Origin of the sequence: Halorubrum sp. LN27, from assembly GCF_016635065.1 — an archaeon.
GTDB lineage: Archaea > Halobacteriota > Halobacteria > Halobacteriales > Haloferacaceae > Halorubrum > Halorubrum salipaludis.
In genome coordinates this window covers 2,198,366-2,212,508 of the sequence record NZ_JAEPET010000001.1, presented here as the reverse complement: position 1 = coordinate 2,212,508, position 14,143 = coordinate 2,198,366, and the positions used below count along the sequence as shown (strand labels likewise).

Below are 14,143 nucleotides of genomic sequence, written 5' to 3'. Positions count from 1 at the left end.
ACCGATTTAGCTCCGATGGACTCAGACCATCCCGATGACGAGGAACGTGACGAGCGTCAACACCAGGAGGACGACGACGTGTTTCGCGCCGTCCTTGACCGACCCCTCGCCCAGCTGCCCGGCGACGAGCCCCGAGCAGACCGCCTGTATCGCGGCGGCGTGGAAGAACAGCTGCTCGTAGGCGCTCGCGTCGATGTCCCCGAGCCCGTCCGTGATCCCCGAGGGGCCGCCCGGCGCCCCGGGGAGGTCGCTCGCGCCGGTTCCGGCGCCGGAGACCGCCGCCTCCTCGATCGCCGGGATGAACGACACCGACAGCGAGGCGATGATCCCCAGGAAGACGAGGAAGGAGATGTAGATCACGATGAGGTACGTCAACATTACCTGTCGGCGCTCACGGCGGAGCGACCACGTCGCGCGCGCCTCGTCGGCCGCGATCCGGAGCACGGGGCCGATGTCGCCGCTGGCGCGCATGGCGTTGGTGATCAGCGCGACCGCCCGCGAGGTCATCGGCGACCGCACCCGGCGCTCCAGCCGCCGGAGCGCGGTGCCCACGTCGGCGCCCCAGTCGATGTCGCGGCGGGTCCGCTTCAGGTCGTCGCTCAGCGCCTCCAGGTTCGAGTCCGCGACGCGCCGGACGCTCCCGACCACGGAGGTGCCGGCCTCGTTGACGCTGGCGAGCCGGTCGAGGAAGTCGGGGACCGCCGACTCGATCCGCCGGACGCGCCGCTTGCGCGCCTCGTAGACGACGGCGTAGCTCGCGAACACGAACGCGGTCGCGGCGACGACCGGCGTCTCGACCTGCGCGACCATCTCGGTCGGCGGTCCGAGCGTGATCGGGAAGGCGGTCACGAGCAGGCCGACGACCGCGAGCGGGACGGAGAGGAGGAACACCGTCTGCGGCGCGTCGAGCACGCTCTCGACGGGCGAGGCGACCCACCGGCGGAGCGACCGGATCCCGTCGTACGCCCGGAGGCGCTCGCGGCTCGCGGTCCAGCGGCCCTCCGACGACGACCCGCGCGGCGCGCCGCCGTCGGCCTGCATCGGGTCGTCAGCGGGAGCCGCGTGGATCACGTCGTCCGTGGGTGCGTCGCCGGCGGCGGCCGACCCGGCGTCCGAGCCCCCGTCACCGCCGCCTCCCGACTCGTCCTCGAGCGCCTCCGAGAGGTCGACGGTCTCGGTGCCGCCGACGCCCTGCGTGACGCTGTCGACGTACACCACGAACCCGAACGTCGCCAGCGGCACCCCCAGATACACCACGGCGCGCAACAGCGGCAGGGTGTCCTCCAGCACGAGCCCGATCACGACGAGGATGGTGATGAAAAACAGCGGGCCGGCCACCAAGGCGGTGACGTACGCCTCCGCGAACGTCGACAGCAGCTCGAGGTACTGCTTTTGTTTCGACTCGGCCTCCTCCTGGTACAGCTCGTACTGGTCGCTGAGGAACGCCGAGATGGGCTGGCCGGTGCCGAGCACGGACGCGAGGTTCTCCGCGAAGTCGGCCAGGTCCTCGCTGGGCGTGCGCCGGGAGGTGCGCTGGAGGGCGGTGAGCGCGTCGGTGCCGAAGGCGTTCATGTCGCGGACCGCCACCGACAGCTCCGTCGCGGCCTCCCCGTACACCGCCTCGTTCTCCGCGAGGGTGTCCATGACGCGCGGGAACGGCATCCCCGACCGCGAGAGCGCGTACATGAACGCGACGGTGCGCGGGAGGGTGGCGTCGACCTCGGCGCCCCGGGCGTGAGCGCGCTGGTCGAGCAGCTCCCACCGCCCGTAGTACGCCCCGATCGCGAGCGCGGCGCCGAGCGTCGCCGACGACAGCGTCAACAGGAGGAACAGCTCGGGCAGCCCCAGACCCGTGAGCCGGGTCACGCCGGCGACGAAGCCGAGCGACGCGGGGAGCGTCTCCCGGAGGGCCGCCTCGCTCACGTCGAGCGCCGAGAGGAGCCCGGCCGCGGCGTACACGCCGAGGACGCTGCCGGCGACGCCGAGCACGCCGGCGTACAGGAGCGTCTTCGCGGCGTACTCGCGGTGGGTGCCCGCGACGTGGGCGGCGCGCATCCGGTCGCGCTGGCGCCGGCGCCGCGGCCCGTCCTCGGCGACGTAGTCGCCGAAGAGCAGCAGCGCGACGCGGGTGACGGCCAGGTCCGCCCCGTCGTCGACCGCGGGCAGCACCAGCGCCAGACAGCAGCCGACCGCGGCGAGCAAGGGGAGGTACGCGATCATCCGTCGGTCCGGTCCCCCGGCGACCCGGAGCGATCGGCCCCCTCGGAGCCGCCGTGCGCGCCGTCGCTCCGCTCCTCGAGCCGGTCCATCACGCGCTCGGAGTCGGCGTAGTACTCGTTGACGAGGGCGGTGAACGCCCGGTAGTCGGTGACGCCGAGCTCGCGGAGCAGCTCGAGGAACCGCTCGCGCCGGCGGATCTCGCGGAGCAGTTCGGAGCGCGACCAGCCGCGCTCGTCGGCGATCTCCTCCATGAGCGACGAGTCGTTCCGGCTGAACTCGTCGGTCTCGGCGTCCCACTCGAACGCGGAGGAGTAGTCGAGCTCCCCGGTGCGCTGGTCGATGCCGCCGATCTCGCCGATCGTCTTCGCGCGCCGGACGCGCTGGTCGCCCGAGCGGGTCAGCGTCTGGATCGACAGCATGTCCAGCGACTGGACCATCGCGCGCGGCACGTTGATCGGGTCGTTCTCCAGCCGGTTGATGACCGTCTCGATCGAGTCGGCGTGCATCGTCGAGAAGGTGGTGTGACCCGTGTTCATCGCCTGGAACAGGGTGATCGCCTCCTCGCCGCGGACCTCGCCGACCACGATGTACTCGGGGCGGTGGCGCAGCGCGGACCGCAGCAGGTCGTACATGTCGATGTCGGCGCCCTCGTAGCGGCGCTCGCGGGTGACCGAGGAGAGCCAGTTGTCGTGATACAGGGAGAGCTCGCGGGTGTCCTCGATGGTGAGCACCTTCGCGCGCGGCGGGACGAACATCGACACCGCGTTCATCGAGGTGGTCTTCCCGGAGGCGGTGCCGCCGGCGAAGATGAGGCTCTTGTTGTGCTCGATACAGAGCCAGAAGTACGCCATCTGCTCGACCGAAAACGTCCCGTATTCGATCAGGTCGATCGGCGTGAAGGGGTCCTCGGCGTACTGGCGGATCGTGAACGCGGACCCGCGGGGCGTCACCTCCTCGCCCAAGGCGAGCTCCGCGCGCGACCCGTCGGGGAGCGTCGTCTCCACCATGGGGTCGCCGACGGAGATGTGGCGCCCGGACTGCTGAGCGAGGCGGATCACGTAGTTGTCGAGCGCGGACTTCCCGAACGAGACGTTGGTCTCGATGTCGGTGTAGTCGTCGTGGTACACGAAGATCGGGAGGTCGTAGCCGTCACACGAGATGTCCTCGATGTGGCGGTCGTGAAGCAGGGGATCGACCTTCCCGTAGCCGCGGAAGTCGCGGTAGAGGTAGTACGAGAGCGCGTGGAACGTGTCCATCCCGACGTCGACGCCGTACCCCTCCAACAGGCTCTCCAACTCCGCCCGCAGGGTCTCCTCGTCGGTCCGCCCGGTGCCCTCGCGGTACAGCAGCGGGTCGCGGATGTCGTCGACCACGCGGTCGAGGAGGTCGCTCTCGAACCGGTCTAAGTCGGGCTCGACCGCGTAGTACCGGTGCTCGCTCTCCGCGTCGTCGTGGGTGATCACGACGTACGCGTACGGCGCGTTCACCCAGTACCGGTCGACCTCGCGCTCGCCGTCGGGGACCGCGAAGCCGGAGAGGGGCCCGTCCTGCCCCGGTCTGAAGGGGCGGACATCGAGGTCGGCCCCCCGGAGCACCTCCCACGTCCGCGAGAGCCGCCGCCGGAGGGCCTCGATGCGGTCTTCGACACCGTCCCCGCGAGCGTCACTCGCCATCGTCGTTACGGAGCCGTATGCGGCGTGGCGGTTTAAAATCCCCCCGGCGATTATCACCGGCGACACCGAGACCGTCCGATTCCCTCGTCGCCGCCCACTCTCGCCCCTCACCGTCCCGCACGCTGACCCGGCGGGCGCCGCACTACTCGCGGTCCGGCGGCGATCCGCCCGTTACGTTCATACGGGACGACCGCAAAGGACCGCACAGGCAATGCGGCGTGACTACTTCGAGTTGACCGTCGAGGGCGTCGACGATGGCGACCGGCAGGCGACGCCGCTGGTCCGCATCGACTTCCACGGGCCGGACGGGCTCCTCCGCGACCGGCTCTCGGGGACCGACGGGGACCTCTTCGACGCCGACGACATCGACGTGGCGTTCCGGCTCCGCGAGCCCCTCTCGGCCGCGGACGACCCGGAGGGCGTCGTGGGCGTGACGAACCGCTACACCGGGGACTTCGTCCTCGAACTCAACGAGACGGCCACGGACGTACTCCCCTTCATCCACGCCGCGCGCGACTCGGCGGGCGACGAGGACGCCCACTACCGGGTCGAGATCGACGTCGACGGCGAGCGGCTCGTCAGCTACGACAAGGATACCTTCCTCGTGTACGACCACGAGGGGAACCTCCTGCGCAACGAGAGCCTGATCCCGTCCGGCGTCGAGCTGTGACTGCCGGGCGGCCGTCGGTCCCGTTTTCCGCGCACACCAGTCACCCCAGCTCGATCGTTTCGACGTAGCGGAGAAAGGACTCCAGCCCCTCGTTCGGCGTGTAGCGGACCGTTTCGGAGCCTTCGTCGAACTGGATGACACCGGCCTCGTGGAGCTTCGGGAGGTGCTGACGGACGAGTTCGGTCCGGACTTCCTCTCGCGGCGACGCCTCTCGGACCGGCAGGGATCGTTCGATGTCGCAGACGTCTTCCACCAGTCGATCGAGCGGGATCTCCCCTGCCGGACGACTCTTCAAGTAGTACAGCAGCGTGCGCCGGTTCGGGCACGACAACAGGTCCAGTACCGTCTCGAAGGAATACCGCATCGGGACCGTTTCGGGACGGTCCGACCCCGTCTTCGCCGTTCCGCCGGGCGGCGACACCGTCGAGCGGAACGACGGTCTCGTCGCCGTCTTCTCGCGTTCCGTCGGGATCCAGCCGTCGTCCGGGGTGTGCTCCACCACTGCGTCGTACAGCGGCCGAAGCGTCGCCACCGTCTCCTCGTCGTGCGCATCCGGATCGAGGTGGTGGTGAGCGGTCACGCCGAGCCGCTCGCAGAGGTCGTTGAGGGCGGTGATCAGGCCGATCACCTGCTCGGGCTCGTAGGCGGCGAGCAGCGCCGTCAGCGAGTGGAGACACATGACCGTCGGTTCGGGGGTGTCCTTCCACGCACCGAGCTGGCCGGCGATCACGAGCCCGATATCGTAGAGGTTCGCGTTCTCGGGAACCCCGCGCACCGAGATCGGACCCGATTCGGAAGTCGGGAGCTCCCGGTTCGTCATGTTCCGCCGCGCGTCGACGATCGTCGCCCGCGTCGGGAGCTCGCTGCCGGCCTCGCGCTGCCAGAGGGACAGCCGCTCCGCGGGCGACGCCGAGAGGGTAACGCTCACGACGTTGGCCTCGCCGGGCGGCTCGGGAGTCAACAGATCGATACAGGCGCCGTCGTCGGGAGACTCGTGTAACGGAGCGAGAAGCAGTATCGACGACGACCTGCCGATCTGATCACTGAGCGCGCGAGACGGGTGGGTCACGACCGCTTAGTAGAGATTTGCTGACATAACGTTGTTGGTTATATTATATGTTGGTAACACTAATCACCCATGTGAGAGACTGTATCGGCCGATCCGCGTCACGCGTCCCAATCTCGAACGGGAGACGGCCGGCACGACAGAGCGCTGCGCTACAGGCTCACGTTGTCGGCGACGATCCGCACCGAGTCCCCGGGCCGGAGGTCGAACGCGCCGTCGCCGCGCCCGTCGTTCACGTCGCACTCGACGTAGCCGTGACTGCCGACCGTGACGAGCCGGTCGCCCGGATCGACCGCGCCGAACGTCTCGGCGACCGGGGTGAGTTCCCCGTTGATCCGGACCCAGTCGCGGCCGCGGATCAGTTCGCCGGGGACGTTGGTGACGACGTTGCCGAACCGGTCGATCGCGAGCACCTCGCCCTCGACGGCGACCGGGTCGCCCGCGTCGTCGCGCTCGACGCTCGGCTCCGGGAGGACGAGGTCGACCGGATCGGTCGCCGGCGAGAGGTCGTCCATCGCGGAGAGCGCGTCGGAGACCGCCTCGGGGGTCGCCGCCGCCGGGCCGCCGTCGAGGGCCGCCCGGATCCGAGCCGCGGTCGGCGCGAACACGTCGCGGCCGTGGAACGTCTCGCTCGCGGGCTCGTCGACGTCGACGACGAACGCCTCGATCGCCTCGTCGCCGTCACCGTTCCCCTTTCCGCTCTCTCTCCCACTCTCGCCCGCGAGCGCCCGCGCCGGCGGCATCGCGAGCCCGTTGTCCGGGGCGACGAGCACGTGCGAGCCGGCGCGGACGACCAGGGCGTCGCGGTCGGTGCCGACGCCCGGGTCGATCACCGCGCAGTGGACGGCCGGCGGGAACTCCGGGAGCACGAACCGGAGCCAGAAGGCGGCGGCGCGGGGGTCCCCGCGCGGCAGGTCGTGGGCGACGTCGATCAGTTCGGCGTCGGTGTGGCGTCGAATCACTCCCTTCATCGCGGCGGGGTACGGCGAACCGAAGTCTGAGGCGAGCGTGATCATAGGCGATCGGCGGTGCGGCTGGCTCTTAAAAGGCCGGTGGAGCGGGCGGAAGCCGGTCGGTAGTCGTCACGCGTCGGAGGGCGCCTCGGCGTTCGCGTCGGTCTCCGCGATCCGTCGGATGCGCTCGGCGCCGTCGATCTCCTCGATCACGTCGACGACGGCCTCGGGGACCAGCGTTTCCCAGTCGCGGCCGTGGATCATGCGCTCGCGGAGCTCCGTCCCCTCCAGCACGTCGCGGCGGAACATCGGGGAGCCGCGGACCTCGACGCCGGCCTCCTCGAACAGTCGGACGACGAGCGGGTTGTTCGAGTACGCCACGTCGAACCGCGGCGTCATGCTCTGGACGTGGCTCACCCACACGGAGTTGCGGTCCAGGTCCTCGATGGGGACGACGTAGGTGGTGACGTCGAGGTGTTCGACGGCCTTCGTCACCATCATCACGCGTTCGCCCGCCGTGAACGGGTTCCGGGTGGTGTGGGAGTCGCCGGCCGAGCCGATCCCGAGGACGAGCTCGTCGACCTCCCCCGCGATCTCCTCGACCATGTGTCGGTGGCCGTCGTGGAACGGCTGATACCGCCCGATGTAGAACCCGCGCATGAATACACGTAGCGTGAGCCTCGTTTATAAACCTCGTGGGAGGCGTTGGCGGCAGATATCGAGGGATACGGACCGTATCGTGGCCGTTTTCGGAATACTACGCTGGGCATCTGCGGGGAGAAAGTATATCAGTAGCCGACCCTTCGTTTTCCGTAGCGAAACCCGATTCTATGAGCAACGAAAAGGACGCGAACGACCCGCCGACCGAGGACCCCGAAGAGCCGGAGGAATCCGGCGTCGAGGGCTCGGACCCGACGGGGAACGGCGAGGACGCCCGCGACGACGGCGCCCGCGCGCCGGCGGACGACGGCGTCGACGAGCCCGACCGCGCCGGCGACCCGGCCTCCGAGGAGGAGTCGGTCGCCGACGACCCGGCCGATCCAGACGCGGTCTGGGACGACGGAGTCGTCGTCGACGGACCCGGGCCGGAGGGCGCCGAGACGGGCCCCGAGGAAGCGAACGGCGCCACCCCCGAGGGTGTCACCGAACCGAACGAGGGCGGCGGCATCGACGAGCTGGGTAGCACCGTCGAGGTCGAGGGCGCCGAGATCGAGGAGGACCCCGACGAGGACGACCTGCTGGGCGGCCTCAAGATCGACACCACCGCCGAGCTCGAGATCCCCGACCGGCTCGTCGACCAAGTCATCGGGCAGGAGCACGCCCGCGACGTGATCATCAAGGCGGCCAAGCAGCGCCGCCACGTGATGATGATCGGCTCGCCCGGGACCGGGAAGTCGATGCTGGCGAAGGCGATGTCCGAGCTTCTCCCGAAAGAGGAGCTCCAGGACGTGCTCGTCTACCACAACCCAGAGGACGGTAACAAGCCGAAGGTCCGGACCGTCCCCGCGGGGAAGGGGGACCAGATCGTCGAGGCGCACCGCGAGGAGGCGCGCAAGCGCAACCAGATGCGGTCGCTCCTCATGTGGATCATCATCGCCGTCGTGCTGGGCTACGCGCTCATCATCGTCGGCCAGATCCTCGTCGGCATCATCGCGGCGGGGGTCGTCTACCTCGTCTTCCGCTACCTGAATCGCGGCTCCGACGCGATGATCCCGAACCTGCTGGTGAACAACGGCGACACGAAGACGGCGCCGTTCCGCGACGCGACCGGCGCGCACGCCGGCGCGCTGCTCGGCGACGTGCGGCACGACCCGTTCCAGTCCGGCGGGATGGAGACGCCCAGCCACGACCGCGTCGAGGCCGGGGCCATCCACAAGGCGAACAAGGGCGTGCTGTTCATCGACGAGATCAACACGCTCGACATCCGCAGTCAGCAGCACCTCATGACGGCGATCCAGGAGGGCGAGTTCTCGATCACGGGCCAGTCCGAGCGATCCTCGGGCGCGATGGTCCAGACCGAGCCCGTCCCGACGGACTTCGTCATGATCGCGGCCGGGAACCTCGACGCGATGGAGAACATGCACCCGGCGCTCCGGAGCCGTATCAAGGGGTACGGCTACGAGGTGTACATGGAGGACACCATCGAGGACACCCCGGAGATGCGCCGGAAGTACGTCCGGTTCATCGCCCAGGAGGTCGCGAAGGACGGCCGCCTGCCGGAGTTCACGGCCGAGGCCGTCGAGGAGGTCATCCTCGAGGCCAAGCGCCGCTCCGGCCGGAAGGGCCACCTCACCCTCCTGTTCCGGAACCTCGGCGGGCTCGTCCGCGTCGCCGGCGACATCGCCCGCGGCGAGGACGCCGACCTGACCACCCGCGACCACGTGCTGCAGGCGAAGGGGCGCTCGCGCTCCATCGAACAGCAGCTCGCGGACGACTTCATCGAGCGCCGGAAGGACTACGAGCTGCAGGTCTCCGAGGGGTACGTCGTCGGCCGCGTCAACGGGCTCGCCGTGATGGGCGAGGACTCCGGGATCATGCTCCCGGTGATGGCCGAGGTCGCGCCCTCGCAGGGGCCCGGCGAAGTGATCGCCACGGGCCAGCTGAAGGAGATGGCCCAGGAGTCGGTGTCGAACGTCTCCGCGATCATCAAGAAGTTCTCCGACGAGAACATCTCGGAGATGGACATCCACATCCAGTTCGTGCAGGCGGGCCAGCAGGGCGTCGACGGCGACTCGGCGTCCATCACGGTTGCGACCGCGGTCATCTCCGCGTTGGAGGACGTGGGCGTCGACCAGAGCCTCGCGATGACGGGTTCGCTGTCGGTGCGGGGCGACGTGCTCCCCGTCGGCGGCGTCACCCACAAGATCGAGGCGGCCGCGAAGGCCGGCTGCACCCGGGTCATCATCCCGCAGGCGAACGAGCAGGACGTGATGATCGAAGACGAGTACGAGGACATGATCGAGGTCATCCCGGTCTCGCACATCAGCGAGGTCCTCGACATCGCCCTGGAGGGCGAAGCCGAGAAGGACTCGCTCGTCTCCCGGCTCAAGTCGATCACCGGCTCGGCGCTGAAGGAGGGGAGCGTCTCCGGCCCCTCCAGCCCGAGCCCGCAGTAGGGGAGCGGCCCACCCGTTCCGATGCCCGACTGGGCGACGTTCGCCGTCGCGACCGTCGCCCTGACGCTGCTGCTTCTGTTCTTCACCCGTCGCTCTCGACGCACCCTCGAGAGCGCGCGGCTCGTCGATTCGCGGGACGACCTCGCCCCCGGCGCGGCCGGTTCGGCGGATACCGGCCGCGACGGTGACGGTAGCGAAGACGCCGACAACGACGGTGACGGCGACCGCGATAGGGACACCGACCGCGACAGCGCCTCTGATCCCCTCCAAGACGACGGCCGACGGGACCGGCCGGTCCTCACGACGCGACTCCTCCTCGCCAACGCGGCGGTCTCGCAGGCGCTCGCGCTGGCGGTCCTCGCCGTGATCGCGTGGCGGACCGCGGTCCCGGCGTCGGCGTTCGGGATCGGCAGGACGCAACCGACGCTCGGCGCGGGAGCGTTCGCGTCCCTCGGAAATCTCGGGTTCGTCGCCGTCGGCGTCGGCGCGGGGCTGGCTCTCGCCGCCGGCAACGAGGCCGCCGCGCGGCTGGGCGCGCGCGCCGGCGTCGCGCCCTCGACGCGGCTCCGCGAGGTGATGGCGCCGACCGACGCCGGCGAGTGGACTCTGTTGCTCGGGGTCGCGCTCCCGGTCGTCGCGGTCTTCGAGGAGGCGCTGTTCCGCGGCGCGCTGGTGGGCGCGCTGTCGGTCGGCTTCGCGGTCGACCCGTGGCTCCTCGTCGCCGCCTCGTCGGTCGCGTTCGCGCTCGGGCACGGCGCCCAGGGGCGACTCGGGATCGCCGTCGCCGGCGTGCTCGGCCTCGCGCTCGCGGGGCTGTTCGTCGCCACCGGAAGCCTCCTCGCACCCGTCGTCGCGCACTACGTCGTCAACGCGGCGGAGTTCGTCGTCCACGAGCGACCGGGCGCCGCCCGGGCGTGATCGAAGGCGAGCGCGACGAGCGCGGAGGAGGGTGACTCCGCCTCCCGCCCCTTTTTATTACGGGAACGACAACACGCATCGATGATGAGCGGGAAACCGACCGTCGGCGAGTACATGACCCGCGACGTCGAGACCGTGAGTCCCGACGAGACCGTGGAGGCGGTCGCGCGGCGGATGGCCGAAAGCGACGGCCACAACGGGTTCCCCGTCACGCAGGGGCGGACCGTCGAGGGGTTCGTCTCGGCCGCCGACCTCCTGCTCGCGGACGACGAGGCCCCCGTCTTCACCGTGATGTCCGACGACCTCATTGTGGCGCACCCGGACATGAAGGTGACCGACGCCGCGCGCGTCATCCTCCGCTCCGGGATCCAGCGGCTCCCGGTGGTCGACGACGCCGACAACCTTGTGGGGATCATCTCGAACACGGACGTGGTCCGCTCGCAGATCGAGCGCGCCACCCCGAGCAAGGTGGGGAAGCTGATGCGCACGCTCGAACAGATCCACGGCGTCGGACTCACCGAGGAGCGCCGCGAGGTGCGGCTCACGGAACTCACGCCCACGCAGGCCCGCGTGTACGCCGACGAGCTAGAGGGTCGCAAGTACGAGTTAGAGCGCGGGCTGGCGGAGCCGCTCGTCGTCATCGACAACGGCGGGACACTCCACCTCGCCGACGGTCACCACCGCGTGATGGCGGCCCACGAGGCCGGGATCGAGGAGATGGACGCCTACGTGATCGTCCCCGACCGGCCGATCGAGCTCGGCATGGCCAAGACCGCCGAGAAGGAGGGGCTCGACGACATCACCGACATCGAGATCGTCGACTACGCCCGTCACCCCCTCGTCGAGACCACGAAGCGGCTGCAGTAGGGCGGACAACGGTGCGGCCTCGCGGACGCGAAGACGCCGATCGCTCGATCCGATTGACCGGACGCGATCGCGGCGGCAGACTTTTGTCGCCTCGAAAAGAACTAGTAAGCATGAAATCACGAATCAAGAGCGCGCTGTCCCGAGCGAAGTACGCGGCGGTCGGCGCCGCCCTCGGCGCCGCCGTCGGCGGACTGATCAACCGAAACGCGGCGAGCACCGGCGGCGCCCTCGGCGGGCTCGCGGGCGCGACGATCGCGGACCTGCGAAGCGACCCCGACGGCGTCTTCGCGGAGTTCCGGTCCGGGAGCGACGACGAAGGGGACGAGGCCGACGACGCCGGCGCGACGATCGAACTGGCCGACGAGTAGCCCCGCCGGCTCCACTTTTCACGTCGGCTGCTCCCGTGATCGTTTCGGGAACGCCTATACGACCGGACGGAGTAGCCACGCGTAATGACCGACACCGAAGACGACGCCGAGGCTGGTCCCGGCGCGGGCTGGTTCGCCGGCGGTTCGTCGGACGACCAAGGGGCGCTCCGCGCCCGGATCGCCGACGGCGAGGCCGACGAGCCGCGCGACTGGCCGGGGCTCGCGGTCGACGCCGGCTTCGCCGACTCGCGAGACGACTACTACGACCGCCTGCACGAGGCGTCCGTGGCGGCGACCCGCGAGACGGTCCGCGAGCGCGAGCGCGCCGACGACCAACAGCTCGTCCACGCCGTACGGGCCTTCGACGACTGCGAGCGCACCGCCAACGAGCTCGCCGAGCGCGCCGCCGAGTGGGCGGGGAGCCTCTTCGACGACGCCGAGCCGGGGATCGAGGGCGCCCGTGCCGTGGCCGAGCGCGAGCCGGACGGCGAGCTGGAGCGCCGCGCCGTCTCGCTCGCGTCGCGCGTCGCCGATCTCGCCGACGAGCGCGACGCGCTCGCCGAGACGATCGAGCGGACCGCGCCGGCGGTGGCGCCGAACCTCACCGAGATGGCGGGCCCGGAGCTGGCGGCGCGACTGATCGCCCTGGCCGGCGGGCTGGAGCCGCTCGCGAAGAAGCCCTCGGGGACCGTGCAGGTGCTCGGCGCGGAGGACGCCCTGTTCGCGCACCTCTCCGGGCGCGCGCCCTCGCCGAAACACGGGATCATCTACACCCACGAGTACGTGCGGAACACGCGTCCCGAGGACCGCGGGTCGGCCGCGCGGGCGCTCGCGGGCAAGCTGACGCTTGCGGCCCGGGTGGACCACTACTCGGGCGAGCGCCGCGAGACGCTCCACGAGGAGCTTCGCGAGCGGATGGCGACGATCCGGGCGCGCGCTGAGGAAGGAAAGGACGACGACGGGAGCGGTGGCGACACCACTGCCGACGCGGAGGGCGACGCATGAGCGACTCAGGGCTACCGGCGGGCGTCGAGCGCCGCGAGATCGACGGGGAGACCCGGCTGGCGACGCGCGGGCCGCCGGTGTACGGCGAGCCGACCGCGGACGGGTGGCGCGCGTGGGACCCCGAGCGGTCGAAGCTCGGCGGGATGTTCGAACTCGGGTTCGACACGGGGTTGTCCGGCGGCGAGACGGTGTTGTACCTCGGCGCGGCCAGCGGGACGACCGTCAGCCACGTCGCGGACTTCGCGGGGCCGACGTACGCGGTGGAGTTCGCGCCGCGGCCGGCGCGGGACCTCGTCGAGGCGGCTGAGCCCCGCGACCGCCTGTTCCCGCTTCTGAAGGACGCGCGGACCCCGCGACGCTACGCCCACGTCGTCGAGCGCGACGTGGACGCGATCGTTCAGGACGTGGCGACGCGCGGGCAGGCCGAAGTCGCCGTGCGCAACGCGCGGTTCCTCGCGGACGACGGCCGGCTCCTGCTCGCGATCAAGGCGCGCAGCGAGGACGTGACCGAGGATCCGGAGACGGTGTTCGAGGGCGCGCTCGACCGGCTTCGGGAGGCCTACGAGATTCTGGAGACGCAACGACTCGACCGGTTCCACGAGGACCACCTCGGCGTCGTGGCGACGCCGCGGTGATCACGCCTCGGGATCGAACAGGTCCTCGATCCGGCAGTCGAAGTGGGCGGCCAGCTCGAAGGCGAGCTCCAGCGAGGGGTCGTAGCGCTCGCGTTCGATCGCGTTGATCGTCTGCCGCGTGACGCCGACGGCGGCGGCGAGGTCGGCCTGGCTCTCGCCGGTCTCGGCGCGCCGCTCGCTGATGTCGTTTCTCATGTCCGGTACTTGTGGTAGAGTATGGACGCGCCGAACACGACGTAGACTGCGAACAGCGTCCACATCGCGCCGTAGAATTCGCCCGGAAGCGCCATGACCCCGGCGTCTTCCAACACGAGGCCACCGGGGGCGCCGAGGATGAAGACGTACGCGAAGACGTTCATCGTGTTCTGGCTGGCCTTGCGCTCGATCGTGTTGTCTCGCTCGTCGTAGAGGGTGACGGGACTGAACCGCTGGACCAGTCCCATGCCGAGACCGCCGGCCCAGTAGAGGGCGACGCCGATCACGAACCGATCGAGGGCGATGGCGATCCACAGCGCGAGGATGCCGGCGCCGAGCAGTCCGTAGGCGATGCGTTTGTACCGCTTCCGCGTGGAGGGCCGCGTCGTCGCGGGGGTGGTGTGTTCGCTCATGGATGCGCGTAAAGCGAGCGGAGCCGATCCGGAACCGAGTGTAA

The 14,143-nt window shown here is 70.2% G+C and carries 14 protein-coding genes; 7 read left to right on the top strand and 7 right to left on the bottom strand.

The genetic code is table 11. The features are described from left to right. Positions 1 to 21: 21 nt before the first annotated feature. The gene (locus JIN95_RS10760) at positions 22 to 2,220 is read right to left on the bottom strand and encodes a type II secretion system F family protein (RefSeq protein ID WP_200531454.1); all 2,199 of its coding nucleotides are present in this window, start codon (positions 2,218 to 2,220) and stop codon (positions 22 to 24) included. Beyond that, positions 2,217 to 3,893 carry a type II/IV secretion system ATPase subunit gene (locus JIN95_RS10755; RefSeq protein WP_200531453.1) on the bottom strand — a complete coding sequence of 559 codons (1,677 nt, stop codon included), beginning with the start codon at positions 3,891 to 3,893 and terminating at the stop codon, positions 2,217 to 2,219. The genes JIN95_RS10760 and JIN95_RS10755 overlap by 4 nt, the downstream gene beginning before the upstream one ends. A gap of 211 nt (positions 3,894 to 4,104) precedes the next feature. Between JIN95_RS10755 and JIN95_RS10750 the strand changes: the two genes are divergently transcribed. Then, a complete protein-coding gene (locus JIN95_RS10750) occupies positions 4,105 to 4,563 on the top strand; it encodes a DUF5793 family protein (RefSeq protein WP_095636173.1) in 459 nt (152 codons plus the stop codon). A 40-nt stretch (positions 4,564 to 4,603) separates the two neighbouring features. On the opposite strand, the gene JIN95_RS10745 is transcribed toward JIN95_RS10750, so the two are convergent. The 3 genes from JIN95_RS10745 to JIN95_RS10735 all read right to left on the bottom strand — a co-directional run bounded on the left by JIN95_RS10745 (position 4,604) and on the right by JIN95_RS10735 (position 7,242). Further along, positions 4,604 to 5,632: a hypothetical protein gene (locus JIN95_RS10745; RefSeq protein ID WP_198951496.1), complete on the bottom strand. Its 1,029-nt coding sequence runs from the start codon at positions 5,630 to 5,632 to the stop codon at positions 4,604 to 4,606. A 149-nt stretch (positions 5,633 to 5,781) separates the two neighbouring features. Continuing rightward, positions 5,782 to 6,645: an SAM-dependent chlorinase/fluorinase gene (locus JIN95_RS10740; protein WP_200531452.1), complete on the bottom strand. Its 864-nt coding sequence runs from the start codon at positions 6,643 to 6,645 to the stop codon at positions 5,782 to 5,784. A gap of 66 nt (positions 6,646 to 6,711) precedes the next feature. Continuing rightward, positions 6,712 to 7,242 carry a nicotinamide-nucleotide adenylyltransferase gene (locus JIN95_RS10735; RefSeq protein ID WP_095636175.1) on the bottom strand — a complete coding sequence of 177 codons (531 nt, stop codon included), beginning with the start codon at positions 7,240 to 7,242 and terminating at the stop codon, positions 6,712 to 6,714. 170 nt (positions 7,243 to 7,412) lie between these two features. On the opposite strand from JIN95_RS10735, the gene lonB reads away from it, so the two are divergent. From lonB to JIN95_RS10705, 6 genes are all read left to right on the top strand, one after another. Continuing rightward, entirely contained in the window at positions 7,413 to 9,698 is a 2,286-nt protein-coding gene (gene lonB, locus JIN95_RS10730) for an ATP-dependent protease LonB (RefSeq protein ID WP_095636176.1), read from the top strand. Between the two features lie 21 nt (positions 9,699 to 9,719). After that, a complete protein-coding gene (locus JIN95_RS10725; protein WP_200531451.1) occupies positions 9,720 to 10,616 on the top strand; it encodes a CPBP family intramembrane glutamic endopeptidase in 897 nt (298 codons plus the stop codon). An 84-nt stretch (positions 10,617 to 10,700) separates the two neighbouring features. Further along, positions 10,701 to 11,483 carry a CBS domain-containing protein gene (locus tag JIN95_RS10720; protein WP_200531450.1) on the top strand — a complete coding sequence of 261 codons (783 nt, stop codon included), beginning with the start codon at positions 10,701 to 10,703 and terminating at the stop codon, positions 11,481 to 11,483. A gap of 110 nt (positions 11,484 to 11,593) precedes the next feature. Further along, positions 11,594 to 11,851, top strand: coding sequence for a hypothetical protein (locus JIN95_RS10715; protein WP_200531449.1), 258 nt, complete (start codon positions 11,594 to 11,596; stop codon positions 11,849 to 11,851). A gap of 84 nt (positions 11,852 to 11,935) precedes the next feature. After that, entirely contained in the window at positions 11,936 to 12,856 is a 921-nt protein-coding gene (locus JIN95_RS10710) for an NOP5/NOP56 family protein (protein WP_200531448.1), read from the top strand. Next, positions 12,853 to 13,491, top strand: a complete 639-nt coding sequence (locus JIN95_RS10705; RefSeq protein ID WP_200531447.1) for a fibrillarin-like rRNA/tRNA 2'-O-methyltransferase — start codon at positions 12,853 to 12,855, stop codon at positions 13,489 to 13,491. Before JIN95_RS10710 ends, JIN95_RS10705 begins: the two co-directional genes overlap by 4 nt. Here JIN95_RS10705 and JIN95_RS10700 read toward each other — a convergent pair whose 3' ends face one another. Beyond that, positions 13,492 to 13,686 carry a helix-turn-helix transcriptional regulator gene (locus JIN95_RS10700; protein WP_200531446.1) on the bottom strand — a complete coding sequence of 65 codons (195 nt, stop codon included), beginning with the start codon at positions 13,684 to 13,686 and terminating at the stop codon, positions 13,492 to 13,494. It lies immediately after the preceding gene. Next, positions 13,683 to 14,099, bottom strand: a complete 417-nt coding sequence (locus JIN95_RS10695) for a DUF2178 domain-containing protein (protein ID WP_095636184.1) — start codon at positions 14,097 to 14,099, stop codon at positions 13,683 to 13,685. Before JIN95_RS10695 ends, JIN95_RS10700 begins: the two co-directional genes overlap by 4 nt. Positions 14,100 to 14,143: the final 44 nt, after the last annotated feature.